Source organism: Kluyvera intermedia (assembly GCF_021440345.1).
In the GTDB taxonomy this organism is placed as follows: Bacteria; Pseudomonadota; Gammaproteobacteria; order Enterobacterales; family Enterobacteriaceae; genus Kluyvera; species Kluyvera intermedia_A.
The window spans coordinates 43,761-69,985 of record NZ_JAKCNS010000048.1 but is presented as its reverse complement, the minus strand read 5'-3'; the positions used below and the strand labels follow the sequence as shown (position 1 = coordinate 69,985).

The following is a 26,225-nucleotide window of genomic DNA, read 5'->3' as shown; positions in this document are numbered from 1 at the left end:
TAAGTTGGCAGCATCACCTGCGACTGCATAGAACATTGTCAGCCCGTTGCGCAAGAAGTGCGAGGGATAGTTGGCGCGAAGTATGCAATAATAACGGTTTACTACTACTGAAGAGTCGATGATGCAGTACCCGATTAACGAAATGTTCCAGACCCTGCAGGGTGAAGGCTATTTTACCGGCGTTCCCGCCATTTTTATTCGTCTACAGGGATGCCCGGTGGGCTGCGCCTGGTGTGATACCAAACATACCTGGGAAAAGCTAAGCGATCGGGAAGTGTCTCTGTTCAGTATCCTGGCGAAAACCAAAGAGAGCGACAAATGGGGCGCGGCGAGCAGTGAAGATCTGCTGGCGATTATTGGCCGTCAGGGCTGGACCGCGCGCCATGTGGTGATTACCGGCGGCGAGCCATGCATCCACGATTTAACCCCGTTAACGGAACTGCTGGAGCAAAATGGCTACAGCTGCCAGATTGAAACCAGCGGCACTCATGAAGTGCGCTGCAGCCACAATACCTGGGTGACCGTGTCGCCGAAGGTCAATATGCGCGGTGGTTATGATGTGCTGTCGCAGGCGCTGGTTCGTGCCGATGAAATCAAGCATCCGGTGGGCCGCGTACGTGATATTGAAGCGCTGGACGAACTGCTGGAAACCCTCTCTGACGATAAGCCGCGCATCATTGCGCTGCAGCCAATTAGTCAGAAAGATGACGCCACGCGTCTGTGCATTGAAACCTGTATTGCTCGCAACTGGCGGCTGTCGATGCAGACGCACAAGTATTTGAATATCGCCTGATTCCGGCATCGCTCAACGCATTCGGTCTGCCTGGCCGAATCGTAGCCCCAAGTCGGCGGATTGCGCCGACTTGGGGAATCACTTCTATCAACTGCTACTTCGCAGCCTCATTCATCACTTTTGAGAAGGTATCCATCGGACAGAAACCGTTGGTATCAACCGGGCAGCCCTTCAGTGCCAGCGTGACGCGCTGCGGCGGGGTTTCCAGCGTCAGTTTATCGGCGTTACGCAGCTGCTCCGTGCTCTGATAGACATATTCAATCTTCATCAATTCGCGGTTGCCTTTCGTATCGTGCCAGCGCTGGAACACAATTTTCCCGCCAATCGGCGTGCGTTCATACTGACCCGGCAGCGTATAGGTATCAAAATCCAGGGCTTTCAGCATTGAGGCGATATTGGAGTCATGCCCAACCAATACGGTGATTTTTGGCGTCTTCGCGGCATCGGTGACTAGCGCGTTATCGATATATTTCACCAGCGGTTTTGCCACGTTGCGCGCGACTTCTGCGGAGGTAAACAGGCTATCCTGATAGCCGTTTTTCAGCTGTGACAACACGCGCCACTGCTGATCGGTTTTGATTTCTCCCCACGCCACCTGATCAAGCGGGAACCCTTCATAATATTGCAGCGTAAAGGCATCAACCAGCGAGTTACCGATGGCCAGCGGGCCTTTCACTCCGGGTTCTTTTTGATAGTTGGCGCTAAAACTATCTTTAGCATCGCTCAACGAACACGCTTGTTTTTCTTTGCAGGCCGGTGAGTTTTGGTAATCCGTAATCTGCGACAGCAGCTTATAGCTCTCATCAAGCTTCAGGCTTTGGCGCTCTTTTTCCATCGCCTGGACTGCGCGGTCGCGAAAAGCCGTGGACTCATCGGTAATCACCGGATTAAAGGTTGGGTCCATGGTACCCATTTTATCCTGGTGATGAATGACGATGTCACAGCCCGGGAAAGCGCCATTGATGAAGAACTGGGCGGTGGCGACGGTACGTTGCAGACTATTGGCGTAGGTGTAAACCGTTTCGGGTGCCGGGCATTCACCGCTGGTGACCATCCCCTGCTGTGCCAGCCACTCGCGCATGTAGTGGCCCATATAGACCTCCAGCACGCCGCCTTTGGTGGTCAACTGGCCGCCGGGAACTTCCCATTCAGGCCAGCTTTTCGGTGTGGACTGTTGAAGCACGCTGCCGTTGGTCGCCAGCGGTGCGCGGAGGTTGTGACGACTCATCATCAGAACCTGCTGGAGCTGGTAGCCGTCCGGTGGTGTCTGTGCCTGAGATACGCCAGAAACGAAAAACAGTGCGGGCAGTACCGCGGCAAGAAACGTTTTCTTCATCCCTATTTCCTCATTATGTATTGACCAACCTAATGAGTCTGGCACAACTTCACCCTTTTTCCGGGTCACGTGCCGCATAATGAAAAATTAGATAAATGAATGTGATAGCGAAATTCAGGAAGGGGCGGGGGAGTCGCGAATGCGCTCCCCGCGTGCGGGCAAAATTATTCGCCGCGATAGATGCAGCCAGCGGTGCAAGTCTCTTTTACCATCACCGCGCTCAGCAACGGCACAACCGGTTTTACCTGTTCCCAAATCCAGCGGGACAGCACTTCGCTGGTCGGATTCTCAAGGCCCGGAATATCGTTCAGGTAATAGTGATCCAGACGATCGTAGGTCGGCTTGAACGCCGCCTTCAGTTCGGCGAAATCCATGATCCAGCCGGTATGCGGATCAACTTCACCGGTAATCTCAAGACGCACCATAAACGAGTGCCCGTGCAGGCGCCCGCACTTATGTCCTTCCGGTACATGCGGCAGGTGGTGGGCGGCTTCGAAGGTGAAATCTTTAAACAGTGTAGTGGACATCATGAACTCTCAGTCTTGCGGAAAAAAACGCCGCATAGTACCGGAAAGCACATTTTTCTGCATTAACTAAAACGGCCAAATAGGCAATGAGTACAAAACTCACGCGTCTTGTTAATTATTTTTTAGTTATATCAATAAGTTATTCAACCTGTTTTATCGTTATAAACTACCAGGAAAACAGGTTAGTCCATTTGGTTATTTGATATTTCTATCCCTTCTTTAATTGTTATTATCGTCGTCGTTAACCTTACATTTAGTTTATCCGTCATTCTTCAGATTGCAGATGCGTTGGCCGCGTTCGTTCACCCCAGTCACGTACTTTTGTACGCTCCCGGGGATTCTCTCCCTCGCCGCCTTTCCGCAATCCGAATAATTTAGGGTTTCGTTTTTCTTGTTTAGAAAACCGCTTTGCTACTGGAACATAACAACGCATGACAACACAGTCTCCCCCTTCAGCTTTGCTTCCGCTTAATACGGAACAGCTGGCTCGCCTCCAGGCGGCAACCACTGATTTATCACCAACCCAGCTTGCCTGGGTTTCCGGCTATTTTTGGGGCGTGCTTAATCAGCAGCCGGGTGCCGTGGCGTTAACGCCGGCGCCGGCCGCCGTTGAAGCGCCGGCCATTACGCTTATCTCCGCCTCGCAAACGGGCAACGCCCGCCGGGTTGCCGAAGCGCTGCGTGATGACCTGCTGGCAGAAAAACTGAACGTGAACCTGGTGAACGCCGGGGATTATAAATTCAAACAAATCGCGTCAGAAAAACTGCTGGTTATCGTTGCTTCCACACAGGGTGAAGGGGAAGCGCCGGAAGAAGCCGTTGCACTGCATAAGTTCCTGTTCTCAAAAAAAGCGCCGAAGCTCAACGGTACCGCCTTTGCGGTGCTGGGCCTTGGCGACACTTCTTATGAATTCTTCTGCCAGGCCGGTAAAGACTTCGACAGCAAGCTGGCTGAGCTAGGGGGTGAGCGCCTTCTCGACCGTGTGGATGCCGATGTGGAATTCCAGCCTGCGGCTGCCGAATGGCGCGCGCGTCTGGTCGAGGTATTGAAAGCCCGCGCTCCGGCAGCACCATCGGTTGCCGTCGCGGCAAGCGGCGCAGTGAATGACATTCATAGCAGCCCGTATACCAAAGAAGCCCCGTTGACTGCGTCGCTGTCGGTTAACCAGAAAATTACCGGCCGCGATTCAGAAAAAGACGTTCGCCATATTGAAATCGATCTCGGTGATTCCGGCCTGCGCTATCAGCCGGGCGATGCGCTGGGCGTCTGGTACCAGAACGATCCTGAGCTGGTCAAAGAGCTGGTTGAGCTGCTGTGGTTAAAAGGCGATGAGCCTGTCACCGTAGACGGCAAAACCCTGCCGTTGGCCGAAGCGCTGCAGTGGCATTTCGAACTGACGGTGAACACCGCCAATATCGTAGAAAACTACGCCACGCTGACCCGCAGTGAATCGCTGCTGCCGCTGGTGGGCGATAAGGCGCAGCTGCAGCAGTATGCCGCGACCACGCCAATCGTTGATATGGTGCGGTTCTCCCCGGCACAGTTGGATGCCGAAGCGTTAATCGGCCTGCTGCGCCCATTGACGCCTCGCCTGTACTCCATCGCTTCTGCACAGGCGGAAGTCGAGAGCGAGGTGCACGTCACCGTGGGTGTGGTTCGCTATGATATTGAAGGCCGCGCCCGTGCGGGTGGTGCCTCCAGCTTCCTCGCCGATCGCGTGGAAGAAGAGGGCGAAGTGCGCGTGTTTATCGAGCACAACGACAACTTCCGCCTGCCCGCCAACCCACAAACGCCGGTAATTATGATTGGCCCAGGTACCGGCATCGCACCGTTCCGTGCCTTTATGCAGCAGCGTGCTGCCGATGGCGCAGAAGGTAAGAACTGGCTGTTCTTCGGTAACCCACACTTCACCGAAGATTTCCTCTATCAGGTTGAGTGGCAGCGCTACGTAAAAGAAGGCGTACTGAGCCGTATTGATATGGCTTGGTCTCGCGATCAAAAAGAAAAAGTCTACGTACAAGACAAACTGCGCGAACAGGGCGCAGAGCTGTGGCGCTGGATTAATGACGGTGCCCACATTTATGTCTGCGGCGACGCCAATCGCATGGCGAAAGACGTCGAGCAGGTATTGCTGGAAGTGATTGCTGAATTCGGTGCAATGGACATCGAAGCGGCGGATGAATTTTTAAGTGAGCTGCGCGTTGAGCGCCGTTATCAGCGAGATGTCTACTAATGAGCGAAAAATACCCAGGGCCTTTAGTGGTCGAAGGCAAATTGACTGACGCCGAACGCATGAAGCGTGAGAGTAACTTCCTGCGCGGTACCATCGCGGAAGATCTTAACGATGGTTTGACCGGCGGCTTCCACGGCGATAACTTCCTGCTGATCCGTTTTCACGGTATGTATCAGCAAGATGACCGCGATATACGCGCTGAACGTGCTGCACAGAAGCTGGAGCCGCGTCACGCGATGCTGCTGCGCTGCCGCCTGCCGGGCGGGGTTATCACCCCTACGCAGTGGAAAGCGATCGATAAATTTGCCGCCGATAACACCATATACGGCAGCATCCGCCTGACTAACCGTCAGACGTTCCAGTTCCACGGCATTCTGAAAAAGAACGTTAAGCCGGTGCACCAGATGCTGCACTCGGTCGGTCTTGATGCGTTAGCGACCGCGAACGACATGAACCGAAACGTGCTGTGTACTTCCAACCCGTACGAGTCGCAGCTGCACGCCGAAGCCTACGAGTGGGCGAAGAAGATCTCTGAACATCTGCTGCCGCGGACTCGCGCTTATGCGGAGATCTGGCTCGATCAGAAGAAAGTTGCCACCACCGACGAAGAACCGATCCTTGGTGCGACCTATCTGCCGCGTAAGTTTAAAACCACCGTGGTGATCCCGCCGCAGAACGATATCGATCTGCACGCCAACGACATGAACTTCGTGGCCATCGCGGAAAACGGCAAGCTGATAGGCTTTAACCTGCTGGTGGGCGGCGGTTTATCTATCGAACACGGCAACAAGAAAACCTACGCCCGCACGGCGAGTGAGTTTGGCTTCCTGCCGCTGGAGCATACCCTGGCGGTGGCAGAAGCGGTGGTGACCACCCAGCGCGATTGGGGTAACCGTACCGACCGTAAAAATGCCAAGACTAAGTACACCCTTGAGCGCGTCGGCGTCGACACCTTCAAAGAGGAAGTGGAGCGCCGCGCGGGGATCAAGTTTGAGCCGATTCGCCCGTATGAATTTACCAGCCGTGGCGACCGCATTGGTTGGGTGAAAGGGATCGACAAAAACTGGCACCTGACGCTGTTCATTGAAAACGGCCGTATTCTGGATTATCCAGGTCGTCCGCTGAAAACCGGGCTGCTTGAGATAGCCAAAATCCACAAAGGCGATTTCCGTATTACCGCTAACCAGAACCTGATTATTGCCAGCGTACCGGAAAGCCAGAAGGCGGCAATCGAGAAGCTGGCGCGTGACCACGGGTTGATGAATGCGGTGAAACCGCAGCGTGAAAACTCGATGGCCTGCGTGTCGTTCCCGACTTGTCCACTGGCGATGGCGGAAGCCGAACGTTTCCTGCCGTCGTTTACCGACAAAGTGGAAGCGGTGCTGGAGAAACATGGCATTCCTGACGAGCATATCGTCATGCGTGTGACCGGCTGCCCGAACGGCTGTGGCCGTGCAATGCTGGCGGAAATTGGTCTGGTGGGGAAAGCGCCGGGTCGCTACAACCTGCATCTCGGTGGCAACCGCAGCGGGTCGCGAATTCCACGTATGTATCGCGAAAATATTACCGAGCCGGAGATCCTTGGCTCGATTGACGAACTGGTTGGGCGCTGGGCGAAAGAGCGCGAAGCGGGTGAAGGCTTCGGCGACTTTACGGTGCGTGCGGGCATCATTCGCCCGGTGCTCGATCCAGCGCGAGATTTCTGGGAATAACGTCTGATTGCCGGATGGCGGTGCTATTGCCCCATCCGGCAAAGCGAACAGTGAGGAACCTATGTCCAAACTCGATCTAAACGCGCTAAACGAACTGCCGAAAGTTGACCGCGTGCTGGCGCTGGCGGAAACCAATGCCCAACTGGAAAAGCTGACTGCCGAAGAGCGCGTGGCCTGGGCGCTGGAAAACCTGCCCGGCGAATATGTACTCTCTTCAAGCTTTGGGATTCAGGCGGCAGTCAGTTTGCATCTGGTGAATCAGATTCGCCCGGATATCCCGGTTATTTTGACCGATACCGGCTATCTGTTCCCGGAGACCTATCAGTTTATTGACGAGTTAACGGACAAACTCAAACTCAACCTGCAGGTCTTCCGCGCGAAAGAAAGCGCCGCCTGGCAAGAAGCGCGCTACGGCAAGCTGTGGGAGCAGGGCGTTGAAGGCATTGAGAAATACAATGACATCAACAAAGTTGAGCCGATGAATCGGGCGCTGGAACAGCTGAATGGGCAAACCTGGTTTGCTGGCCTTCGCCGCGAACAGTCCGGCAGCCGCGCCACGCTGCCGGTGCTGGCTATCCAGCGCGGAGTGTTTAAGGTGCTGCCGATCATCGACTGGGATAACCGGACGGTCTACCAGTATCTGCAAAAGCATGGCCTGAAATATCATCCGCTGTGGGATCAGGGCTACCTGTCGGTCGGCGATACCCATACCACCCGTAAATGGGAGCCGGGCATGGCGGAAGAAGAGACGCGCTTCTTTGGGCTAAAACGCGAGTGCGGTCTGCACGAAGGCTAAGCCGAACTGTAAAAATTCAGCGCCTCCTGCTTTATCGCCGGGGGCGTTTTTTTTAGCATGCGAGTGCGCTTCCAGATTTGGCGTCAGGAAACATGAGACTGCGCCGGTCGGTTATAGAATCTCACCGGGTGCTTGAGGCTTTTTGGGCTTTGGGCATTTTCAGGGTTCCAGAAAGACGAAAGCCCCAGGCGATATTTCTATCAACCTGAGGCCAGCGTATGAACCCAGACAGTTCAAATGTTAGCCTCTTCTTTGCAGGGAGGCAAGATATGCTGACAAAGTATGCCCTGGTGGCAATCATTGTGCTGTGTGCAACGGCATTAGGATTCACGCTGATGGTGCGCGATTCGCTGTGCGAATTGAGTATCCGGGAGCGGGGTATGGAGTTTAAGGCTATTCTCGCTTACGAACCGAAGAAGTAGCAATTACGCGGGGAGAAATCCCCGCGTATTGACTGTTTAGATTTATCCTCAGCACCCATCCGTACTAGCTGCGTTTCTCCGCTTTCGCCAGCTCTTTCATCAGCGGCATCATTACTCGAACCACTTCGCGGCTGCGGCGTTCAATTCGTCCCGGCAGCGCTTTATCAAGATATTGCTGGTTATCGAGATGGGCGTTATGCCAGCTGGTGCCATCCGGGAAACTGGCGCTTTTTGCTCGCTGTTGGAAGCCGTCTTTTTTGCCCAGCGACCAGTTGGTGGCCTCAACGGAAAGCACCGGGATCCCCGCTTTATCAAACACGTCGGCATCATTACAGCAGCCAGTTCCTTGTGGATACTGGGGATTTAGCCCGGGGTTCGTTGCTGCGGCAATACCGCGGCTGTGAGCTATCGTCAGCGCGCGGTCGCGGGTCAGTTTACGTACCGAGGCCGGGGTTTTCACGCCGCTGTTAAAATAGATTTTGTCGCCCACGACGAGGTTATCGAGGTTAATCACCAGCAGCGTATTTTTCTTCTCGCCGCTGCTCATGCGCTTTAACAGATTCTCGGCACCGAGTTTTCCTTCCTCTTCACCGCTGGTAGCGATAAAGCGGATCCCGTATTGCGTGGGAATGTTTTTAAAGCGTTCAGCCAGTTCCAGCATCACGCCAAGGCCCATTGCATTGTCGTCGATACCCTGAAGCGTTAGGCCGCCGAGATTTTTTTCTACGTCGCTGTCGCTGTGGGGGGCATAGGTATCCAGATGCGCCATCACGATAATTTGCTGGCTGGATTTGCCTTCATGCGCCGCGATAACGGTACTCCCGGTTATGTTATGCCAGTTTTTACGGTTGTCTTTGCTGGTATAGATGTAGCGGCTGCTGAAGGTGCGAATATCGCTCTGGTAGCCCATTTGGGCAAACTGCTGGCGAATGTAGTCCGCAGAGAGCATCTCAGCGGGTGTACCGGTGATTCGGCCTGGGAAATAGGTGGCGATATAACGAGCCTGAGTATTGGCGATGGTGCCCAGCGGGGCGGTTGCCGCGTGCGCCGGGAGAGTAATACATACGCCGAGCGCCAGGGCTGCCATGCAGTGGCGCAGTGCGGAGAACATAGGTAATCCTTACAACAGAGCAAAAAAATAGACGCGCCTAGTATGAAACCGTGATTTTCATTACACAATTTCAAATGCTCTTAAATGCCGGAAAAATAGCGTGTTAAGCACTTTTTGACATTTGCTTTTCTATCCCGTTATTCCTTTCAGTAACAACTCATTCCTTTTCGTAATTTCATTTGGTCTTAGCCTCCCCCTATAGTCCCTCTATTGCTGATTGTTAGCGAGTTGTAGCACCCACCCGCAATAACAAACAAACCGTGCTGACGACGCTATCAAGCCCCAACACACAACAGACATGCGATGAATCAGGCTTAAGGAATGGTTATGGACCAAAAACGACTTACTCACCTGCGGCAACTGGAGGCGGAAAGCATCCATATCATCCGTGAGGTGGCCGCCGAATTCTCTAATCCGGTGATGATGTACTCCATCGGTAAAGATTCCAGCGTAATGCTGCATCTGGCGCGCAAGGCGTTTTACCCAGGCACGTTACCGTTCCCACTGCTGCACGTGGATACCGGCTGGAAATTCCGCGAGATGTACGAGTTCCGCGACCGCACCGCCAAAGCGTACGGCTGTGAGCTACTGGTACACAAAAACCCGGAAGGGGTGGCAATGGGTATCAACCCGTTTGTCCACGGTAGCGCTAAGCATACCGATATCATGAAAACCGAAGGGCTGAAGCAGGCGCTGAATAAATACGGTTTTGACGCAGCCTTCGGCGGCGCGCGCCGCGATGAAGAGAAATCCCGCGCCAAAGAGCGCATTTACTCCTTCCGTGACCGCTTCCACCGCTGGGACCCAAAAAACCAGCGCCCGGAGCTGTGGCATAACTACAACGGCCAGATTAACAAAGGGGAAAGTATCCGCGTCTTCCCGCTTTCTAACTGGACCGAACTGGATATCTGGCAGTACATCTACCTGGAAAATATTGAGATCGTTCCACTGTATCTGGCCGCCGAGCGTCCGGTACTGGAACGTGACGGTATGCTGATGATGATCGATGACGACAGGATTGATTTACAGCCGGGTGAAGTCATCAAAAAACAGATGGTGCGTTTCCGTACCCTGGGATGTTGGCCGCTGACCGGCGCGGTAGAGTCTGACGCGCAGACGCTGCCGGAAATCATCGAAGAGATGCTGGTCTCGACCACCAGTGAACGTCAGGGACGCATGATTGACCGCGACCAGGCCGGCTCCATGGAGCTTAAAAAACGTCAGGGTTATTTCTAAGGAGCCGCCATGAATACCACTATTGCACAACAAATCGCCGATGAAGGCGGGGTTGAAGCGTATCTGCACGCCCAGCAGCACAAAAGCCTGCTGCGCTTTTTGACCTGCGGTAGCGTGGATGACGGCAAAAGTACGCTGATTGGCCGCCTGCTGCACGACACCCGACAGATTTATGAAGATCAGCTTTCATCGCTGCACAACGACAGCAAACGTCATGGGACCCAGGGTGAGAAGCTCGATCTGGCATTGCTGGTGGATGGCTTACAGGCCGAGCGCGAGCAGGGCATTACCATCGACGTGGCTTATCGCTATTTCTCCACCGAGAAACGTAAATTTATTATTGCCGACACCCCGGGGCATGAGCAGTACACCCGTAACATGGCGACCGGTGCCTCCACCTGCGATCTGGCGATTCTGCTTATCGATGCGCGCAAAGGTGTGCTGGATCAGACCCGCCGCCACAGCTTTATTTCGACGCTGCTGGGCATCAAACACCTGGTGGTGGCGATTAACAAAATGGATCTCGTCGGCTACAGCGAAGAGACCTTTAACACGATTCGCGAAGAGTATCTGACCTTTGCGGAACAGCTGCCGGGCAACCTGGACATTCGCTTTGTGCCGCTTTCGGCGCTGGAAGGCGATAACGTGGCGAGCCAAAGCGCGAATATCCCATGGTACAGCGGCCCAACGCTGCTGGAAGTGCTGGAAACCGTTGAGATTCGTCGCGCGGTTGAAACCCAGCCAATGCGTTTCCCGGTGCAGTACGTTAACCGTCCAAACCTCGATTTCCGCGGTTTCTCCGGTACGATTGCTTCCGGCAGCGTGAAGGTGGGACAGCGTATTAAAGTGCTGCCATCGGGCGTTGAGTCCAGCATTGCGCGTATCGTGACCTTTGACGGCGATCTGCAGGAAGCCGCCGCCGGTGAAGCGGTGACGCTGGTTCTTAAAGACGAAATCGACATCAGCCGCGGCGATTTGCTGCTGGATGCGCAGGATACTTTACCTTCGGTACAGCGCGCTTCGGTAGACGTGGTATGGATGGCAGAGCAGCCGCTGGCTGCCGGGCAAAGCTACGACATCAAAGTTGCTGGCAAGAAAACCCGCGCTCGCGTGGACGGTATTCAGTATCAGGTAGATATCAACAACCTGACTCAGCGCGACGTTGACGCGCTACCGCTGAACGGCATTGGTCTGGTGGATCTCACTTTTGATGAGCCGCTGGTACTCGACAAATATCAGGAGAACCCGGTGACCGGTGGCCTGATCTTTATCGACCGCTTAACCAACGTCACGGTGGGTGCCGGTATGGTGCGTGAGCCGAATACCGAGCAAACTGGCGTGGCGTCTGAGTTCAGCGCTTTTGAGCTGGAACTTAACGCTCTGGTTCGCAAACACTTCCCTCACTGGGGCGCTCGCGATTTGCTGGGAGGAAAATAATGGCTCAGCATGACGAAAATGTCGTCTGGCACGCCCATCCCGTCACCGCGCAGCAGCGTGAGCAACTCCACGGTCACCGTGGAGTTGTGCTGTGGTTCACCGGGCTTTCGGGCTCGGGAAAATCCACCGTCGCCGGAGCGCTGGAGGAAGCGCTGCATCAGCTTGGTGTGAGTACCTATCTGCTTGATGGCGATAACGTACGCCATGGCCTGTGCAGCGATCTCGGGTTTACCGACGGCGATCGTAAAGAGAATATTCGCCGCGTTGGTGAAGTGGCGAAACTGATGGTGGATGCTGGGCTGGTGGTTCTGACCGCCTTTATTTCGCCGCACCGTGCTGAGCGCCAGATGGTACGCGAGCGGGTGGGGGATGATCGTTTCTTTGAAGTCTTTGTCGATACCTCACTGGCAACCTGCGAGGCGCGCGATCCTAAAGGATTGTACAAAAAAGCGCGTGCCGGTGAACTGCGTAATTTTACTGGGATTGATTCAGCATATGAATCCCCAGAGCAGCCCGCTATTCATCTTGATGGTGAACAATTAGTAACAAATTTGGTTGCGCAATTATTAGATCTACTGAGGCAGAGCGATATTATCAGATCCTGAAAAGGTACCGGAGTTTGCTGACTCCGGCCTAACAGGATTAATTATGCGTAATACTCAGAACCTCAACGTGGCCCAAACAGAGTCACTCGCCCCCACATATGATGAAACCAACTGGTCTCTGTCAGGGGCGTTTGTCGGCTTTGTCGCATGGTTGATGGCGCTGGGGATCCCCTATCTGCACTATGGCAATAACACGCTATTCTTCTTTCTGTACACATGGCCTTTTTTCCTGGCTCTGATGCCCGTAGCGGTCGTTATCGGTGTTGCTTTTCACTCCCTGGTGAAGGGCAGGCTGCGTTATACCATTGTGACGACCCTGGCGACGGTTGCCTTACTGTGTGGTTTGTTATTCATGTGGATTATGAGTTAAGGCGTTTGCATGAGACACCCGTCGCCTGATTGACCGGGACAAGACATGCCTTTGCGCGCGTGAAATGTGGTACATTTCCGGCGATATGCAGTATCACCTGCGGCCGGAGTGGAGTCCGACGGCAAGTTATGGGATGATAGTGCCGTTTTTCAGGGGGCAGGATGGGTAAATTAACGCTGCTATTACTGGCTTTGCTGGTCTGGCTACAATATTCCTTATGGTTCGGTAAAAATGGTCTTCACGACTTTAGCCGGGTCAACGACGATGTGTCTGTACAACAAGATACCAACGCAAAATTAAAAGCGCGCAACGATCAGCTTTTCGCCGAAATAGATGATCTTAACGGCGGGCAGGAAGCTATCGAAGAACGTGCTCGTAACGAACTGAGCATGACCCGTCCGGGCGAAACGTTTTATCGTCTGGTGCCGGATGCGTCCAGGCGCAACCAGAGCGCGGGGCAAACGCAAACTAATCGATAATCAGTCCCAGGATGACGACATGGCCGTAACTTTTCCGGGCGTATGCGCCGTGGTGCCGGCAGCCGGATTTGGCCGCCGCATGCAAACGGATTGCCCAAAACAATATCTCTCAATCGGTAACAAAACGATTCTTGAACATTCGGTGGACGCGCTGCTGGCTAATGCCCGCGTCCAGCGGGTGATTATCGCCGTCTCTCCCGGAGACGAACGCTTCCAGCAGCTCCCTCTTGCTCAACATCCGCAGATTACCGTCGTTGATGGCGGTGCCGAACGCGCTGACTCCGTTCTGGCTGGCCTGCGTGCCGCCGGAGATGTGCAGTGGGTTCTGGTACATGACGCTGCCCGCCCATGTCTGCATCAGGACGATTTAGCGCGTTTGTTAAGCCTGAGCGAAACCAGCCGCGTTGGTGGAATTCTCGCCGCACCGGTTCGTGACACGATGAAACGTGCTGAACCAGGAAAAACAGCGATTGCCCATACGGTCGATCGTAACGATTTGTGGCACGCGCTGACGCCCCAGTTTTTCCCACGTGAGCTGCTGCTTGATTGCCTGACTCGTGCATTGAACGAAGGGGCAACGATTACCGATGAAGCGTCAGCCTTAGAGCATTGCGGCTTTCACCCTGAATTGATTGCCGGACGCGCTGATAATATTAAAGTTACTCGCCCGGAAGACCTGGCGCTTGCTGAATTTTACCTCACCCGTACGGGTAACCCGGAGAAAGCATAATGCGAATTGGACACGGTTTTGACGTACACGCCTTTGGAGGCGAAGGCCCGATTATCATTGGCGGAGTGCGTATCCCGTATGAAAAAGGGCTTTTGGCGCACTCCGACGGTGACGTCGCGCTGCATGCGCTGACCGATGCACTGCTGGGCGCCGCGGCGCTGGGAGATATCGGCAAACTGTTCCCGGATACCGATCCGGCTTTCAAAGGTGCCGACAGCCGCGCATTGCTGCGCGAGGCATGGAAACGCGTGCAGGCCAAGGGTTATACGCTGGGTAACGTTGATGTCACCATCATCGCTCAGGCGCCGAAAATGCTGCCGCATATCCCGCAAATGCGCGTGTTTATTGCCGAAGACCTCGGCTGCCATATGGATGATGTCAACGTTAAAGCAACCACCACCGAGAAGCTCGGCTTCACCGGCCGTGGGGAAGGCATTGCCTGCGAAGCGGTTGCGCTGCTGAATAAGGCGACGTCATGATAGCGTTTGATGAGTTGACCTGGTTGCACGATAAGCCGCAGAGTTCGGGGCTCCTGAAGGCCAATCCGGAAGATTTTCTGGTGGTTGAAGACTTGGGTTTTGAACCGGACGGCGAAGGCGAACATATTCTGGTCCGCATTCTGAAAAATGGCTGTAACACCCGCTTTGTTGCCGATGCGCTCGCCAAATTCCTTAAAATACACGCCCGTGAAGTGAGCTTTGCCGGGCAAAAAGATAAACATGCAGTCACTGAACAGTGGCTGTGCGCTCGCGTGCCGGGCAAAGAAATGCCGGATTTAACCCAGTTTCAGCTGGAAGGCTGCCAGGTACTGGAATATGCGCGCCATAAGCGTAAGCTGCGTTTAGGGGCGCTCAAAGGCAATCAGTTCACGCTGGTGCTGCGCGAAATCAAAGGGCGCGACGAAGTCGAAGCCCGTTTGCAGGCAATTGTTGACCGTGGCGTGCCTAACTACTTTGGCTCTCAGCGCTTCGGGATTGGCGGCAGCAACCTGCTGGGCGCGCTGCGCTGGGCGGAAAGCGGAGCACCGGTGCGCGATCGTAATAAACGCAGTTTTTGGTTGTCGGCGGCCCGCAGCGCGTTGTTTAATCAGATTGTGAGTGAACGCCTAAAAAAACCGGACTTTAATCAAGTTGTTGACGGCGATGCGCTACAATTATCCGGGCGTGGCAGCTGGTTTGTTGCCAGCCTTGAGGAGCAGGCAATCTTGCAGGCTCGCGTCGACGCGCGTGAATTGATGATTACCGCAGCGCTGCCGGGTAGCGGCGACTGGGGAACTCAGCGCGATGCGCTGGAATTTGAAAAAACCGTGCTGGCTGAAGAAACCGCGCTGCAGTCTTTGCTTGAGCGCGAAAAAGTTGAGGCCGCTCGCCGCGCGATGCTGCTTTATCCGCAGCAAATGAGCTGGAACTGGTGGGACGATGTCACCGTCGAACTGCGTTTCTGGCTACCCGCAGGCAGCTTTGCAACCAGCGTGGTAAGGGAACTTATCAATACAACAGGTGATTATGCGAATATTGCTGAGTAACGATGACGGGATTCATGCGCCAGGAATTCAGGCGTTGGCCAGAGCCTTACGGGAATTTGCCGAGGTTCAGGTCGTTGCACCCGATCGTAACCGCAGTGGCGCATCAAACTCGCTGACCCTGGAATCTTCGCTCCGTACCTTCACTTTCGATAATGGCGACATTGCCGTGCAGATGGGCACGCCAACGGATTGTGTCTACCTGGGCGTCAATGCGCTCATGCGTCCGCGTCCGGATATTGTGGTTTCCGGAATTAATGCCGGGCCCAATCTGGGCGATGATGTTATCTATTCCGGCACGGTCGCGGCCGCAATGGAAGGCCGTCATTTAGGTTTTCCGGCTCTGGCCGTCTCGTTAAACGGCCATCAGCACTATGCGACGGCGGCCGCCGTGACTTGTTCGCTGCTGCGGGCGCTGGCCCGCGAGCCGCTGCGCACCGGGCGTATTCTGAACGTCAACGTCCCCGATCTGCCTCTTGATCAAATCAAAGGGATTCGCGTGACGCGCTGTGGCAGCCGCCACCCAGCGGATAAAGTGATTCCACAGCAGGATCCGCGCGGTAACACGCTGTATTGGATTGGTCCGCCGGGGGATCGGTGCGATGCGGGTCCGGATACGGATTTTGCCGCCGTTGACGCCGGTTACGTTTCGGTAACTCCGCTGCACGTGGATCTCACTGCGCATAGCGCACATGAAGTGGTGTCCGATTGGCTGGAGCAGGTGAGGGTCGACGCGCAATGGTAGTCAGTAAACGCATCCAGAGTCTGTTGGACCAGCTTCACCAGCTTGGCATTCGCGATGAGCGGGTGCTTGATGCCCTGGCGCAGGTACCGCGCGAAAAGTTTATCGATGAAGCGTTTGAACACAGTGCGTGGGACAACGTAGCGCTGCCTATCGGGATGGGGCAAACCATTTCGCAACCTTATATGGTGGCGCGCATGACTGAATTACTCGAGCTGACGCCGGAGTCCCGAGTGTTGGAAATCGGCACCGGCTCGGGCTACCAGACGGCGATTCTGGCGCATCTGGTGCACCATGTCTGCTCGGTTGAGCGGATTAAAAGTCTGCAATGGCACGCAAGGCGTCGCCTGAAGCAGCTTGATTTGCATAATGTATCTACCCGTCATGGCGATGGCTGGCAGGGGTGGCAGGCTCGTGCCCCGTTTGACGCCATTATCGTGACGGCGGCTCCGCCGGAGATTCCGGTTGCGTTAATGTCGCAGCTGGATGACGACGGCATTCTCGTATTACCCGTGGGCGATGATCAGCAGTATCTGAAACGCGTTCATCGGCGGGGAGGCGAATTTATTATTGATACCGTCGAGGCCGTTCGCTTCGTCCCTCTGGTGAAGGGGGAACTGGCCTGAGACCCGGATTTTTCTGAGGGTTTTCAGCCTAATTCAGCGTATGGTGAACACGTTTTCCAGTGTTCATGACGTGCGTTGCGCGGTATTAAGTCACTGGCAGTTAACCTATTCCTGGGGGATAAATGAGCGCGGGAAGCCCTAAATTTAACGTTAATCGTGTAGTGGCATTGTCACTGATTTCACTTTGGCTGGCCGGTTGTTCTTCATCGAATAATGCGCCAGCGCCCGTTAGCACCGTCAACAGCAACGGCTCTGGCAGCACCAGCTCCGGCATGCTGATTACACCGCCGCCAAAAATGGGCAGCACGGCGCAGTCCACACCTCAGATTCAACCGGTACAGCCGGTTCAGACGCAGCAGATTCAACCACAGCAGCGCGTGGTTCAGCCGGTCGCACAGCAGCCGGTGCAAATGGAAAATGGTCATATCGTCTACAACCGTAAGTACGGTGATATTCCAAAAGGCAGCTACGCAGGTGGCAGCACCTATACGGTGAAGCACGGCGACACGCTGTTCTATATTGCCTGGGTGACCGGCAACGACTTCCGCGACCTTGCGCAGCGTAACAATGTTGCCGCACCTTATGCATTGAACGTAGGCCAGGTACTGCAGGTAGGCAATGCGTCAGGTCAGCCGATTACCGGTAATAACCCGGTCGCGATAGCGAGTGCGCAGACCAGTAGCGGAAATTCCGGATTAGTCTCAAAACCTGCACAAAATTCAACCGGGGCTGTTGCGTCGACTACGACAATTACGTATTCTGAGGATTCAGGTGAACAAAGTGCTAATAAAATGTTGCCTAATAACAAGCCTACGACGACTACCGTCACAGCGCCTGTAACAGCACCTACTACGAGCACAACCGTAGCGACTGCCAGCAGTACATCAACCAGCTCGCCAATTTCTTCCTGGCGCTGGCCTACTGACGGCAAGATTATCGAAAACTTTAGCGGCACCGACGGTGGCAATAAAGGTATCGATATTGCGGGCAGTAAAGGACAGGCAATCGTCGCAACCGCCGATGGGCGCGTCGTCTATGCCGGTAACGCACTGCGCGGTTACGGTAATCTTATTATCATCAAACACAACGATGATTACCTGAGTGCTTACGCTCATAACGATACGATGCTGGTAAAAGAGCAACAAGATATCAAGGTGGGGCAGAAAATCGCTACCATGGGTAGCACAGGCACAAGTTCGACACGTTTGCATTTTGAAATTCGTTACAAGGGGAAATCCGTCAACCCGCTGCAGTATTTACCGCAGCGATAATTCGGCAAAGTACTTCACATGAACGCTTTCAGGTGGCGTCGGCAGCAGCAGGGGCTACCTGAAAAGTGACATGCTAAGGTGCATTGCCTGGGGATCACGGGTAGGAGCCACCTTAATGAGTCAGAATACGCTGAAAGTTCATGATTTAAATGAAGATGCGGAGTTTGATGAGAATGGAGCAGAGACTTTTGATGAAAAAGTCCTGAATGAAGAGGAACCCAGTGACAGCGAACTCGCCGAAGAGGAGCTTTTATCGCAGGGTGCCACTCAACGTGTACTCGATGCGACTCAGCTTTATCTGGGGGAGATCGGTTATTCTCCATTATTAACCGCAGAAGAAGAAGTCTACTTTGCTCGCCGTGCTCTGCGTGGCGATGTCGCCTCACGCCGCCGGATGATTGAAAGCAACCTCCGTCTGGTAGTGAAAATTGCTCGCCGTTATGGCAATCGTGGTCTGGCACTGCTGGATCTTATCGAAGAGGGCAACCTGGGGCTGATTCGCGCCGTAGAGAAGTTCGACCCGGAGCGTGGGTTCCGCTTTTCAACCTATGCCACGTGGTGGATCCGTCAGACTATTGAACGGGCTATCATGAACCAAACCCGCACAATCCGTCTGCCAATCCATATCGTTAAAGAACTGAACGTCTATCTGCGTACCGCGCGTGAACTGTCACATAAACTGGATCACGAGCCGAGCGCCGAAGAGATAGCAGAACAGTTGGATAAGCCCGTTGATGACGTTAGCCGGATGCTGCGCCTCAATGAACGCATCACTTCAGTTGATACGCCACTGGGCGGGGATTCTGAAAAAGCGCTGCTGGATATCCTGGCCGATGAAAATGAAAACGGCCCGGAAGACACCACGCAGGACGATGATATGAAACAAAGCATCGTCAAATGGCTGTTCGAACTGAACGCCAAGCAGCGTGAAGTGCTGGCGCGTCGTTTTGGCCTGCTGGGCTATGAAGCGGCAACGCTGGAAGATGTGGGCCGTGAAATCGGTCTGACCCGCGAACGCGTACGTCAGATTCAGGTTGAAGGTCTGCGCCGTCTGCGGGAAATCCTGCAGGGTCAGGGGCTTAACATCGAAGCACTGTTCCGCGAGTAAGTGAACATTCGTCAAAAAGGCCAGTCTGTGACTGGCCTTTTTCTTTTGCCGCTCGGGATGGCAAAGTGCCCCATGGCTTTGAGGCCGCGCCGCTAGCCCATCATTTTTCGCACCAGTTTGGTAAACAGCGCGCGCTCTTCATCGCTCAACCTGCCGAGAAATTCTTCGTCTACGCCGTTGCCGATTGGTTTTCTGGTGTTTAACAAGGCCTCTCCTTCCGGCGTGAGAAACACAAATCGCCGACGTTTATCGGCAGGATCGGGCTCGCGTCTCACCAGATTACGGCTCTCCATTCGACTGAGCATCTCTGCCAGCGTGGCTTTTGTGCTGACGGCGACTTCGGTGAGTTCGACCTGTTCAATGCCTGGATGTTCGGCAATCGAGCGCATAACCGCATACTGGGGTTTGGTCAGCTCCGGCAATTCGTGCTGCCAGCGTGCCGTGTGCTGTTGAAAAAGCTGGCGTAGCAGGTGAAATGCTTCGTTTCTTAACTCCATGAAAACCCCATCTTAAAAATGCGTATCCTCCATGATAGCCGCTCCTGGCGGCTTTTATCATCCTTCATCTTTAAGCTTTAAGTGCGATCGTGTACGAACAATATTGCCAGCAGGCGTGTTCAGGCGTAGTTTCAGAACAAATGTTCGTACACGAACAAATATTGAGGCCAAAATGAGATTGATTGTTGGAATGACTGGCGCGACCGGTGCGCCGCTCGGCGTTGCGTTATTACAGGCGCTACGCGACATGCCCGATGTGGAGACTCATCTGGTGATGTCGAAATGGGCCAAAACGACGATTGAGCTTGAGACCCCGTATAGCGTACGGGAAGTCACCGAGCTGGCCGATTTCTCCCACAGTCCCGCCGATCAGGCCGCCGTTATCTCATCAGGCTCTTTTCGTACCGACGGCATGATTGTCATCCCTTGCAGTATGAAAACGCTGGCGGGGATCCGCGCAGGTTATGCCGATGGGCTGGTTGGGCGCGCCGCCGATGTGGTGCTCAAAGAGGGACGCAAGCTGGTGTTGGTGCCGCGTGAAATGCCGCTCAGCACCATTCACCTGGAAAATATGCTGGCGCTGTCGCGCATGGGCGTGGCGATGGTGCCGCCTATGCCAGCGTACTACAACCATCCGCAAACCATTGATGATGTTACCCATCATGTCGTGACGCGGGTGCTGGATCAGTTTGGCCTTGAACACCGTCAAGCACGCCGCTGGGGCGGGTTACGGGCTGATAAATATTCACAGGAGAATGCATAATGGCTTTTGATGATTTACGCAGTTTTTTGCAGGCGCTGGAAGAGCAGGGGCAGCTGCTTAAAATCAGTGAAGAGGTAAACGCCGAGCCGGATCTGGCAGCTGCTGCCAATGCGACGGGCCGTATTGGCGACGGTGCGCCAGCGCTGTGGTTTGATAATATTCGCGGCTTTACCGATGCGCGCGTGGCGCTAAATACGATCGGCTCGTGGCAAAACCATGCAATATCCATGGGGCTGCCGATCAATACGCCAGTCAGAAAGCAGATTGATGAATTTATCCGTCGCTGGGATAAATTTCCCGTGGCACCTGAACGCCGTGCGAATCCCGCCTGGGCTGAAAATACCGTCGATGGTGAAGAGATTAACCTGTTCGATATTTTGCCGCTGTTTCGTCTGAACGACGGCGATGGCGGTTTTTATCTCGATAAAGCCTGTGTGGTCTCACGCGATCCGCTTGATCCTGATAACTTCGGTAAGCAAAACGTCGGTATCTACCGAATGGAAGTGAAGGGCAAGCGTAAGCTCGGTCTACAGCCTATCCCGATGCACGATATCGCGCTGCATCTGCATAAAGCCGAAGAGCGTGGGGAAGATCTGCCGATCGCGATTACCCTTGGTAACGACCCTATCATCACCCTGATGGGCGCTACCCCGCTGAAATATGACCAATCAGAATATGAGATGGCCGGTGCGCTGCGCGAAAGCCCATACCCAATCGCTACCGCGCCGCTGACCGGTTTTGATGTGCCGTGGGGCTCTGAAGTGATCCTCGAAGGGGTGATTGAAAGCCGTAAGCGTGAGATTGAAGGGCCATTCGGCGAATTCACCGGGCACTATTCCGGCGGCCGTAATATGACGGTGGTGCGCATCGATAAAGTTTCTTACCGCACCAAACCCATTTTTGAATCTCTCTACCTTGGCATGCCGTGGACCGAAATTGATTATCTGATGGGCCCGGCCACCTGCGTGCCGCTGTATCAACAGCTGAAGGCGGAATTCCCGGAAGTGCAGGCGGTCAATGCGATGTATACCCACGGCCTGCTGGCGATTATCTCGACCAAAAAACGCTACGGTGGTTTTGCTCGCGCGGTAGGGCTGCGCGCCATGACCACGCCGCACGGCCTGGGCTACGTGAAAATGGTGATTATGGTTGATGAAGACGTTGACCCGTTCAACCTGCCGCAGGTGATGTGGGCGCTGTCGTCGAAGGTTAACCCAGCGGGCGATTTGGTCCAGTTGCCGAACATGTCGGTGCTGGAACTCGACCCTGGCTCAAGCCCGGCGGGGATCACCGATAAAATGATTATCGATGCGACCACGCCGGTTGCGCCGGACAATCGTGGCCACTACAGCCAGCCGGTACAGGACCTGCCTGAAACCAAAGCCTGGGCTGAAAAACTGACCGCTATGTTGGCTAACCGTAAGTAAGGAGGAAAAGATGATTTGTCCACGTTGCGCCGATGAACATATTGAAGTGATGGCGAAATCGCCCGTAAAAGATATCTGGACCGTCTATCAGTGTCAGCATTGCCTGTACACCTGGCGCGATACTGAACCGCTACGCCGTACCAGCCGCGAGCACTATCCGGAGGCCTTCCGTATGACGCAAAAAGATATTGATGATGCGCCGATGGTACCGAGTATTCCGCCGCTGCTGGCGCTGGATAAGCGCTAACCGACTCCATCCACTCCACGCCATAAAGCGTGGAGTGGAATAGACGCTAGATTGCCCACCCTCCCGCGTAGAATGCCACCAGAGCAACCGCGATAATCACCGTGCCAATATTGAGTTTTTGCCACTCACGCGCCGCCAGCCGACCAATGACCAGGGTGACAAAACCGAGCATGATGCCGGTAACAATATTACAGGTCAGAACGATAAAGACTGCGCAAACCAACCCCGACATCGCATCGATGAAATCATTGAAATCAAGTTTTGATACGTTGCTCAGCATCAATAGGCCGACGTACATCAATGCAGGTGCAGTGGCATAGCCGGGGATCAGGAATGAGAGCGGTGATAGGAAGAGAATAACCAGGAACAGGCAGCCGACCACGGCGGCGGTCAGGCCGGTTTTTCCGCCTGCTGCGGTCCCTGCGGCCGATTCAATATAAACGGCCGCAGGTGCCGCGCCGACCAGGCCCGAGAAGACGGAACTGATGGAGTCACTGGTCAGTGCTTTACCGCCATTGATTATCTGGTTGTCTTTATCCAGAAGGTTCGCCTGGCCCGCAACGGCACGAATGGTGCCGGTTGCGTCAAAGACCGCCGTCATCACCAGAGCCAATACGCTGGGTAATACCGTAGGCTTGAGCGCCCCCATAATATCCAGGCTAAAGATCAATGATTTACCGTCTGGCCCGCTGAGGCTGGGTATCGCGACCAGACCATGGTATTGCACTTCAGGGTCAAAAATGAGGCCGATAATCGAGATAACGATAATGACCAGCAGGATCCCACCGGGAACCCGACACTTTTCCAGGCCAAAAATGACGGCTAGGCCGAGTAAGCTCATGATGACGGGAAAGGAATCAAAGGCACCGAGGGCAACAGGCAGGCCTTCCAGCGGGTTTTTAATCACCATTCCCACGCCGTTTGCCGCGATCAGCAGCAGAAATAGCCCAATGCCAATCCCGGTGCCATGCGCAATACCCATTGGCAGGTTACGCAGAATCCAGGTGCGTATGCCGGTAACGGAAATGGCCGTGAAGATGACCCCCATCAGGAAAACAGCGCCCAGAGCGACAGGCACGCTGATATGCTGCCCGAGAACCAGACTAAAAGCGGTAAATGCAGTCAGCGAAATGGCGCAGCCGATAGCCATCGGCAGATTTGCCCACAGCCCCATCAGTAACGAGCCGAAGCCCGCGACCAGACAGGTGGCGACGAATACCGCCCCGGGTGGGAAACCGGCTTTGCCTAACATTCCCGGTACCACAATAACCGAATACACCATGGCTAAAAACGTAGTGAGCCCGGCGAGGATCTCCCGGCGAACGCTGCTGCCGCGCGCTGAGATGTGGAAATAGTTATCTAACGCACCGTGCAAGGATGAGGAAGCGGGAGTTTGTTGCATTTCTCCAGACATAATGGTGCCCTCAAAGAGTGTGAGTTTTGTGTTTAAAATGAATTAGCTACGTTCATATACCAACCGGCCATCGATATAGGTACGGTAGATAGAGCGGTCATCCCCCAGCGTCATCATCACGAACAGCTTGTCAGCCAGAGAAATGGAGTTGTCATAGCGAAGTTGCTGCAATGGCGTAGCGGTAGGTTCGAGCACCACGAAATCGGCTTCTTTACCCAGATTGAAATTGCCAATCAAATTATCCAGCCCCAAGGCCTTCGCACCGCCTAGCGTGGCGAGATAAAAGGCTTCGAATGCGGAAAGCCGATAGCCCTGGAGCTGCACTACTTTGTAGGCTTCATTCAGGGTTTGCAGCATGTTGAATGTCGTGCCGGCGCCAATATCGGTGCCCATGCCAACGTTAACTTTTTTGTGCCATGCTTTTTGCAGGTTAAACAACCCGCTGCCGAGATACAGGTTGGAGGTTGGGCAAAAAGCGATGCTGGAATGCGTTTCGCTCAGACGATCCCACTCTTTTTCTTCAAGATGCACGCAGTGGGCAAAGACGCAATTTTTACCGGTCAAACCGAACTGGTGATAGACATCGAGATAGCCATCGTGATTAGGGTAAAGTTCTTTGACCCATGCGATTTCGTCCTTATTTTCGCAAAGGTGAGTGTGTACCCAGGTGTCGGGATATTCTTCGCGCAGCCGCTGCGCCATTGCCAGTTGTTCAGGTGATGACGTTGGGGCGAATCGAGGGGTGATGGCATATAGCAGTCGGCCATTTTTATGCCAGCGCTCGATCAGCTCTTTGCTTTGCTGATAGCTGCTTTGCGCATCATCAAGGAGATATTCAGGGGCGTTGCGATCCATCATCACCTTACCGGCGATCATGCGCATATTAATATGGCTTGCCGCTTCGAACAGGGCATCGACCGATTGTGGGTGCACGGTACCAAAGACCAATGCTGTCGTGGTGCCGTTACGCAGAAGCTGCTTCAAGAAAAAGGTCGACATCTCCCGAGCGTAGTCGAGATCCTGATAGCGTCGTTCAGTTGGGAAGGTGTGCTTATTGAGCCATTCCAGTAATTGCTCGCCGTAGGCGCCCACCATCTCGCTTTGTGGGTAGTGGATATGCGTATCAACAAACCCTGGCACCACCAGTTTGCCGCGATAATCACGAATGCGGATGGTTTCTGGGATCAGGTGTTTTCCCTCTTTCCACTCACCAAACCATTCAACCTTACCGTTGCGGATTAACAATAAGCCGTCTTCAATAAAGCGCAGCGCTGACTCGATCTCTTCCGGATGCGTAATGGTGCGCGTGATATCAATAAAGCTTCCACGAACCGCTTTAATCTTATTATCTTCAGACATGATGCATTCCTTTATTATTTAATTCGTATCCTTCGCGGATGAGACGGCGGGCAATATTTCCTCAGGCCGATAGCCGCCGGGCAAAATTAAATTCAGCACGATGGCGGTCAATCCCCCTGCACAAATCGGATTTTCAACCAGTACATAAATTGAGGCCGGTAATATTTTGAATATCTCTGGGTCGTAGGATACGCCGAGTCCCAAACCTAAGGAGGTGGCAACGATTAAGGTATCGCGACGTTTTAAACCGTTGGTAATAATGATGCGGATTCCCGCTATAGCGATCATCGAGAACATTAGCGTCATGGCACCGCCCAGAACAGCCGATGGAATAGTGGTGAAGAAACCGCCGATGGCTGGGAATAGACCAAGAATGACCAGCATAACGGCAATGACCCGGCCGATATGGCGGGAGGCCACGCCGGTCATTTGAATGACGCCATTGTTTTGGGCAAAAGTGGTGAGGGGTAATGAGCCAACGGCTGAAGCAATGACCGAAACGATACCATCGGCCAGCACACCGCCTTTCAGGCGCGACTGATATTCTTCCCCCTGAATCGGGCGGTTAGAGACCATGGCGGTAGCCGTAATATCCCCGACGGCTTCCAGCACGCTGAGTAAATAAATGGTGCCGACGACCAGAAAATGATGAAAGCTGAAATGAAAACCGTATTTGAACGGTACAGGAATGGTGATGAGCGGTAAGTTTTTCAAACCGCTGAAGTCGACCATACCCAGACATAATGAAACGATATAGCCAACAAATAACCCAATCGCGATACCGCCCATTCGTAACAGAGGGCTACGGCAACAGTTGAAGGCAATAACCACAATTAAGACCAGCAGGCCCACGCCAATATGCTGATAGCTGCCGAAGGTACCGCTGCTTTTAGCCGCAAAACCGCCGCCAAAATCAATAATGCCGACTTTGATTAAGCTCAGGCCAATCATCAGAACCACAATGCCGCTGACGGTAGGCGTAATGACCCGGCGTAAATAGGGCAGAATAAATGAAGCGCCGACGACCAAAAATGCGCCCACAAACGAAATTCCGAGCAGTGACGACATGATAAGTTCTTCATGAAAACCGTCGCTCTTCATGCTGCTACCCAGTGCAATCATCACGGTCACGAAAGAAAAATTAACCGACTGAATTGATAGCAGACCGGAGCCCACGATTCCGTATCGGTTTACCTGGAGCCAGGTACCGACACCCGAGGCTATCATCGCCATTGAGACCAGATACGCCGTCGTCTCGGTAGAGAGTTGTAATGCCGCGCTAACGATTAAGGCTGGTGTTACCATCGGCACAAATATCGCTAATAAATGCGTAATTGCGCCAATAATAGCCTGGTAAAATGGTGGCTTATCCTCCAGTTCATATATCAGGTCGGCATTCGTGCGAGTTATATCAGACATCCCTTCACTCCTTCTAAAGCAAATTTGATCATCTGATTTTGA

General features: G+C 54.0%; 27 protein-coding genes. 20 read left to right on the top strand and 7 right to left on the bottom strand.

Annotated features, from left to right (window positions below):
- Window positions 1-121 precede the first annotated feature (121 nt).
- Window positions 122-793: a 7-carboxy-7-deazaguanine synthase QueE gene (queE, locus tag LZ634_RS15425; protein WP_234506863.1), complete on the top strand. Its 672-nt coding sequence runs from the start codon at window positions 122-124 to the stop codon at window positions 791-793.
- A 94-nt stretch (window positions 794-887) separates the two neighbouring features.
- Here the strand turns inward: queE and agp are convergent, their stop codons facing one another.
- Together agp and queD are read right to left on the bottom strand one after the other, a co-directional pair.
- On the bottom strand, window positions 888-2,129 hold the full coding sequence (gene agp, locus LZ634_RS15420) for a bifunctional glucose-1-phosphatase/inositol phosphatase (protein ID WP_234506858.1): 1,242 nt from the start codon (window positions 2,127-2,129) through the stop codon (window positions 888-890).
- Window positions 2,130-2,293: 164 nt separating this feature from the next.
- Window positions 2,294-2,659 (bottom strand): 6-carboxytetrahydropterin synthase QueD, encoded by a 366-nt coding sequence (gene queD, locus LZ634_RS15415; protein WP_234506856.1) that lies wholly within the window; start codon window positions 2,657-2,659, stop codon window positions 2,294-2,296.
- A 428-nt stretch (window positions 2,660-3,087) separates the two neighbouring features.
- Here queD and cysJ point away from each other — a divergent pair, with 428 nt between their 5' ends.
- From cysJ to LZ634_RS15395, 4 genes are all read left to right on the top strand, one after another.
- The gene (cysJ, locus tag LZ634_RS15410; RefSeq protein ID WP_234506853.1) at window positions 3,088-4,890 is read left to right on the top strand and encodes an NADPH-dependent assimilatory sulfite reductase flavoprotein subunit; all 1,803 of its coding nucleotides are present in this window, start codon (window positions 3,088-3,090) and stop codon (window positions 4,888-4,890) included.
- Entirely contained in the window at window positions 4,890-6,602 is a 1,713-nt protein-coding gene (gene cysI / locus LZ634_RS15405; RefSeq protein WP_234506851.1) for an assimilatory sulfite reductase (NADPH) hemoprotein subunit, read from the top strand. The genes cysJ and cysI overlap by 1 nt, the downstream gene beginning before the upstream one ends.
- Window positions 6,603-6,663: 61 nt before the next feature.
- A complete protein-coding gene (gene cysH / locus LZ634_RS15400; RefSeq protein WP_234506849.1) occupies window positions 6,664-7,398 on the top strand; it encodes a phosphoadenosine phosphosulfate reductase in 735 nt (244 codons plus the stop codon).
- A 269-nt stretch (window positions 7,399-7,667) separates the two neighbouring features.
- Window positions 7,668-7,820 carry a Hok/Gef family protein gene (locus tag LZ634_RS15395; protein WP_106926090.1) on the top strand — a complete coding sequence of 51 codons (153 nt, stop codon included), beginning with the start codon at window positions 7,668-7,670 and terminating at the stop codon, window positions 7,818-7,820.
- A gap of 64 nt (window positions 7,821-7,884) precedes the next feature.
- Here LZ634_RS15395 and LZ634_RS15390 read toward each other — a convergent pair whose 3' ends face one another.
- Window positions 7,885-8,931, bottom strand: coding sequence for an aminopeptidase (locus LZ634_RS15390; RefSeq protein WP_234506847.1), 1,047 nt, complete (start codon window positions 8,929-8,931; stop codon window positions 7,885-7,887).
- 327 nt (window positions 8,932-9,258) lie between these two features.
- Here LZ634_RS15390 and cysD point away from each other — a divergent pair, with 327 nt between their 5' ends.
- From cysD to rpoS, 12 genes are all read left to right on the top strand, one after another.
- Window positions 9,259-10,167, top strand: coding sequence for a sulfate adenylyltransferase subunit CysD (gene cysD, locus LZ634_RS15385; RefSeq protein ID WP_234506845.1), 909 nt, complete (start codon window positions 9,259-9,261; stop codon window positions 10,165-10,167).
- Between the two features lie 9 nt (window positions 10,168-10,176).
- Window positions 10,177-11,604 carry a sulfate adenylyltransferase subunit CysN gene (gene cysN / locus LZ634_RS15380; protein ID WP_234506842.1) on the top strand — a complete coding sequence of 476 codons (1,428 nt, stop codon included), beginning with the start codon at window positions 10,177-10,179 and terminating at the stop codon, window positions 11,602-11,604.
- Window positions 11,604-12,209: an adenylyl-sulfate kinase gene (gene cysC / locus LZ634_RS15375; protein ID WP_234506840.1), complete on the top strand. Its 606-nt coding sequence runs from the start codon at window positions 11,604-11,606 to the stop codon at window positions 12,207-12,209. Before cysN ends, cysC begins: the two co-directional genes overlap by 1 nt.
- Window positions 12,210-12,252: 43 nt before the next feature.
- Window positions 12,253-12,579, top strand: a complete 327-nt coding sequence (locus LZ634_RS15370) for a DUF3561 family protein (protein WP_234506839.1) — start codon at window positions 12,253-12,255, stop codon at window positions 12,577-12,579.
- Between the two features lie 161 nt (window positions 12,580-12,740).
- Window positions 12,741-13,058 carry a cell division protein FtsB gene (ftsB, locus tag LZ634_RS15365; protein ID WP_234506837.1) on the top strand — a complete coding sequence of 106 codons (318 nt, stop codon included), beginning with the start codon at window positions 12,741-12,743 and terminating at the stop codon, window positions 13,056-13,058.
- A gap of 19 nt (window positions 13,059-13,077) precedes the next feature.
- A complete protein-coding gene (ispD, locus tag LZ634_RS15360; protein ID WP_234506835.1) occupies window positions 13,078-13,788 on the top strand; it encodes a 2-C-methyl-D-erythritol 4-phosphate cytidylyltransferase in 711 nt (236 codons plus the stop codon).
- Window positions 13,788-14,267, top strand: coding sequence for a 2-C-methyl-D-erythritol 2,4-cyclodiphosphate synthase (gene ispF, locus LZ634_RS15355; protein WP_061283199.1), 480 nt, complete (start codon window positions 13,788-13,790; stop codon window positions 14,265-14,267). The genes ispD and ispF overlap by 1 nt, the downstream gene beginning before the upstream one ends.
- Window positions 14,264-15,313: a tRNA pseudouridine(13) synthase TruD gene (truD, locus tag LZ634_RS15350; protein WP_234506833.1), complete on the top strand. Its 1,050-nt coding sequence runs from the start codon at window positions 14,264-14,266 to the stop codon at window positions 15,311-15,313. Before ispF ends, truD begins: the two co-directional genes overlap by 4 nt.
- The gene (gene surE / locus LZ634_RS15345; RefSeq protein ID WP_234506831.1) at window positions 15,294-16,055 is read left to right on the top strand and encodes a 5'/3'-nucleotidase SurE; all 762 of its coding nucleotides are present in this window, start codon (window positions 15,294-15,296) and stop codon (window positions 16,053-16,055) included. The genes truD and surE overlap by 20 nt, the downstream gene beginning before the upstream one ends.
- Entirely contained in the window at window positions 16,049-16,678 is a 630-nt protein-coding gene (locus LZ634_RS15340; protein ID WP_234506829.1) for a protein-L-isoaspartate(D-aspartate) O-methyltransferase, read from the top strand. The genes surE and LZ634_RS15340 overlap by 7 nt, the downstream gene beginning before the upstream one ends.
- Before the next feature lie 173 nt (window positions 16,679-16,851).
- Complete coding sequence (gene nlpD, locus LZ634_RS15335; RefSeq protein ID WP_234506860.1) at window positions 16,852-17,949, top strand: murein hydrolase activator NlpD; 1,098 nt, start codon at window positions 16,852-16,854, stop codon at window positions 17,947-17,949.
- Between the two features lie 115 nt (window positions 17,950-18,064).
- Entirely contained in the window at window positions 18,065-19,057 is a 993-nt protein-coding gene (gene rpoS, locus LZ634_RS15330; RefSeq protein WP_052282148.1) for an RNA polymerase sigma factor RpoS, read from the top strand.
- A 92-nt stretch (window positions 19,058-19,149) separates the two neighbouring features.
- On the opposite strand, the gene LZ634_RS15325 is transcribed toward rpoS, so the two are convergent.
- Window positions 19,150-19,554 (bottom strand): MarR family winged helix-turn-helix transcriptional regulator, encoded by a 405-nt coding sequence (locus LZ634_RS15325; RefSeq protein WP_234506828.1) that lies wholly within the window; start codon window positions 19,552-19,554, stop codon window positions 19,150-19,152.
- A 172-nt stretch (window positions 19,555-19,726) separates the two neighbouring features.
- Here LZ634_RS15325 and LZ634_RS15320 point away from each other — a divergent pair, with 172 nt between their 5' ends.
- Genes LZ634_RS15320 through LZ634_RS15310 form a run of 3 tightly spaced genes read left to right on the top strand, consistent with a single transcriptional unit; the run spans window position 19,727 to window position 21,991 of the window.
- Window positions 19,727-20,317, top strand: a complete 591-nt coding sequence (locus LZ634_RS15320; protein ID WP_234506826.1) for a non-oxidative hydroxyarylic acid decarboxylases subunit B — start codon at window positions 19,727-19,729, stop codon at window positions 20,315-20,317.
- The gene (locus LZ634_RS15315) at window positions 20,317-21,744 is read left to right on the top strand and encodes a non-oxidative hydroxyarylic acid decarboxylases subunit C (RefSeq protein ID WP_234506824.1); all 1,428 of its coding nucleotides are present in this window, start codon (window positions 20,317-20,319) and stop codon (window positions 21,742-21,744) included. Before LZ634_RS15320 ends, LZ634_RS15315 begins: the two co-directional genes overlap by 1 nt.
- Window positions 21,745-21,754: 10 nt before the next feature.
- Window positions 21,755-21,991 carry a non-oxidative hydroxyarylic acid decarboxylases subunit D gene (locus LZ634_RS15310; protein WP_234506822.1) on the top strand — a complete coding sequence of 79 codons (237 nt, stop codon included), beginning with the start codon at window positions 21,755-21,757 and terminating at the stop codon, window positions 21,989-21,991.
- A 46-nt stretch (window positions 21,992-22,037) separates the two neighbouring features.
- Here the strand turns inward: LZ634_RS15310 and LZ634_RS15305 are convergent, their stop codons facing one another.
- From LZ634_RS15305 to LZ634_RS15295, 3 genes are read right to left on the bottom strand one after another with little or no spacing between them, the layout of a single operon-like run.
- Window positions 22,038-23,405 carry an NCS2 family permease gene (locus LZ634_RS15305; protein ID WP_234506820.1) on the bottom strand — a complete coding sequence of 456 codons (1,368 nt, stop codon included), beginning with the start codon at window positions 23,403-23,405 and terminating at the stop codon, window positions 22,038-22,040.
- A 42-nt stretch (window positions 23,406-23,447) separates the two neighbouring features.
- Window positions 23,448-24,764 (bottom strand): guanine deaminase, encoded by a 1,317-nt coding sequence (gene guaD / locus LZ634_RS15300; protein WP_234506818.1) that lies wholly within the window; start codon window positions 24,762-24,764, stop codon window positions 23,448-23,450.
- Window positions 24,765-24,782: 18 nt separating this feature from the next.
- Window positions 24,783-26,183 carry a nucleobase:cation symporter-2 family protein gene (locus tag LZ634_RS15295; RefSeq protein ID WP_234506817.1) on the bottom strand — a complete coding sequence of 467 codons (1,401 nt, stop codon included), beginning with the start codon at window positions 26,181-26,183 and terminating at the stop codon, window positions 24,783-24,785.
- Window positions 26,184-26,225: the final 42 nt, after the last annotated feature.

What these genes read in the sequence shown, in the direction of transcription:
- cysJ (WP_234506853.1), top strand. Translation starts at nt 3,088, where the DNA reads ATGACAACACAGTCTCCCCCTTCAGCTTTGCTTCCGCTTAATACGGAA.
- ispD (WP_234506835.1), top strand. Translation starts at nt 13,078, where the DNA reads ATGGCCGTAACTTTTCCGGGCGTATGCGCCGTGGTGCCGGCAGCCGGA.
- LZ634_RS15395 (WP_106926090.1), top strand. Translation starts at nt 7,668, where the DNA reads ATGCTGACAAAGTATGCCCTGGTGGCAATCATTGTGCTGTGTGCAACG.
- LZ634_RS15320 (WP_234506826.1), top strand. Translation starts at nt 19,727, where the DNA reads ATGAGATTGATTGTTGGAATGACTGGCGCGACCGGTGCGCCGCTCGGC.
- agp (WP_234506858.1), bottom strand. Translation starts at nt 2,129, where the DNA reads ATGAAGAAAACGTTTCTTGCCGCGGTACTGCCCGCACTGTTTTTCGTT.
- LZ634_RS15315 (WP_234506824.1), top strand. Translation starts at nt 20,317, where the DNA reads ATGGCTTTTGATGATTTACGCAGTTTTTTGCAGGCGCTGGAAGAGCAG.
- surE (WP_234506831.1), top strand. Translation starts at nt 15,294, where the DNA reads ATGCGAATATTGCTGAGTAACGATGACGGGATTCATGCGCCAGGAATT.
- ftsB (WP_234506837.1), top strand. Translation starts at nt 12,741, where the DNA reads ATGGGTAAATTAACGCTGCTATTACTGGCTTTGCTGGTCTGGCTACAA.
- cysN (WP_234506842.1), top strand. Translation starts at nt 10,177, where the DNA reads ATGAATACCACTATTGCACAACAAATCGCCGATGAAGGCGGGGTTGAA.
- LZ634_RS15390 (WP_234506847.1), bottom strand. Translation starts at nt 8,931, where the DNA reads ATGTTCTCCGCACTGCGCCACTGCATGGCAGCCCTGGCGCTCGGCGTA.
- cysI (WP_234506851.1), top strand. Translation starts at nt 4,890, where the DNA reads ATGAGCGAAAAATACCCAGGGCCTTTAGTGGTCGAAGGCAAATTGACT.
- guaD (WP_234506818.1), bottom strand. Translation starts at nt 24,764, where the DNA reads ATGTCTGAAGATAATAAGATTAAAGCGGTTCGTGGAAGCTTTATTGAT.
- LZ634_RS15310 (WP_234506822.1), top strand. Translation starts at nt 21,755, where the DNA reads ATGATTTGTCCACGTTGCGCCGATGAACATATTGAAGTGATGGCGAAA.
- ispF (WP_061283199.1), top strand. Translation starts at nt 13,788, where the DNA reads ATGCGAATTGGACACGGTTTTGACGTACACGCCTTTGGAGGCGAAGGC.
- rpoS (WP_052282148.1), top strand. Translation starts at nt 18,065, where the DNA reads ATGAGTCAGAATACGCTGAAAGTTCATGATTTAAATGAAGATGCGGAG.
- cysC (WP_234506840.1), top strand. Translation starts at nt 11,604, where the DNA reads ATGGCTCAGCATGACGAAAATGTCGTCTGGCACGCCCATCCCGTCACC.
- cysD (WP_234506845.1), top strand. Translation starts at nt 9,259, where the DNA reads ATGGACCAAAAACGACTTACTCACCTGCGGCAACTGGAGGCGGAAAGC.
- cysH (WP_234506849.1), top strand. Translation starts at nt 6,664, where the DNA reads ATGTCCAAACTCGATCTAAACGCGCTAAACGAACTGCCGAAAGTTGAC.
- LZ634_RS15305 (WP_234506820.1), bottom strand. Translation starts at nt 23,405, where the DNA reads ATGTCTGGAGAAATGCAACAAACTCCCGCTTCCTCATCCTTGCACGGT.
- truD (WP_234506833.1), top strand. Translation starts at nt 14,264, where the DNA reads ATGATAGCGTTTGATGAGTTGACCTGGTTGCACGATAAGCCGCAGAGT.
- queE (WP_234506863.1), top strand. Translation starts at nt 122, where the DNA reads ATGCAGTACCCGATTAACGAAATGTTCCAGACCCTGCAGGGTGAAGGC.
- LZ634_RS15295 (WP_234506817.1), bottom strand. Translation starts at nt 26,183, where the DNA reads ATGTCTGATATAACTCGCACGAATGCCGACCTGATATATGAACTGGAG.
- LZ634_RS15370 (WP_234506839.1), top strand. Translation starts at nt 12,253, where the DNA reads ATGCGTAATACTCAGAACCTCAACGTGGCCCAAACAGAGTCACTCGCC.
- LZ634_RS15340 (WP_234506829.1), top strand. Translation starts at nt 16,049, where the DNA reads ATGGTAGTCAGTAAACGCATCCAGAGTCTGTTGGACCAGCTTCACCAG.
- LZ634_RS15325 (WP_234506828.1), bottom strand. Translation starts at nt 19,554, where the DNA reads ATGGAGTTAAGAAACGAAGCATTTCACCTGCTACGCCAGCTTTTTCAA.
- queD (WP_234506856.1), bottom strand. Translation starts at nt 2,659, where the DNA reads ATGATGTCCACTACACTGTTTAAAGATTTCACCTTCGAAGCCGCCCAC.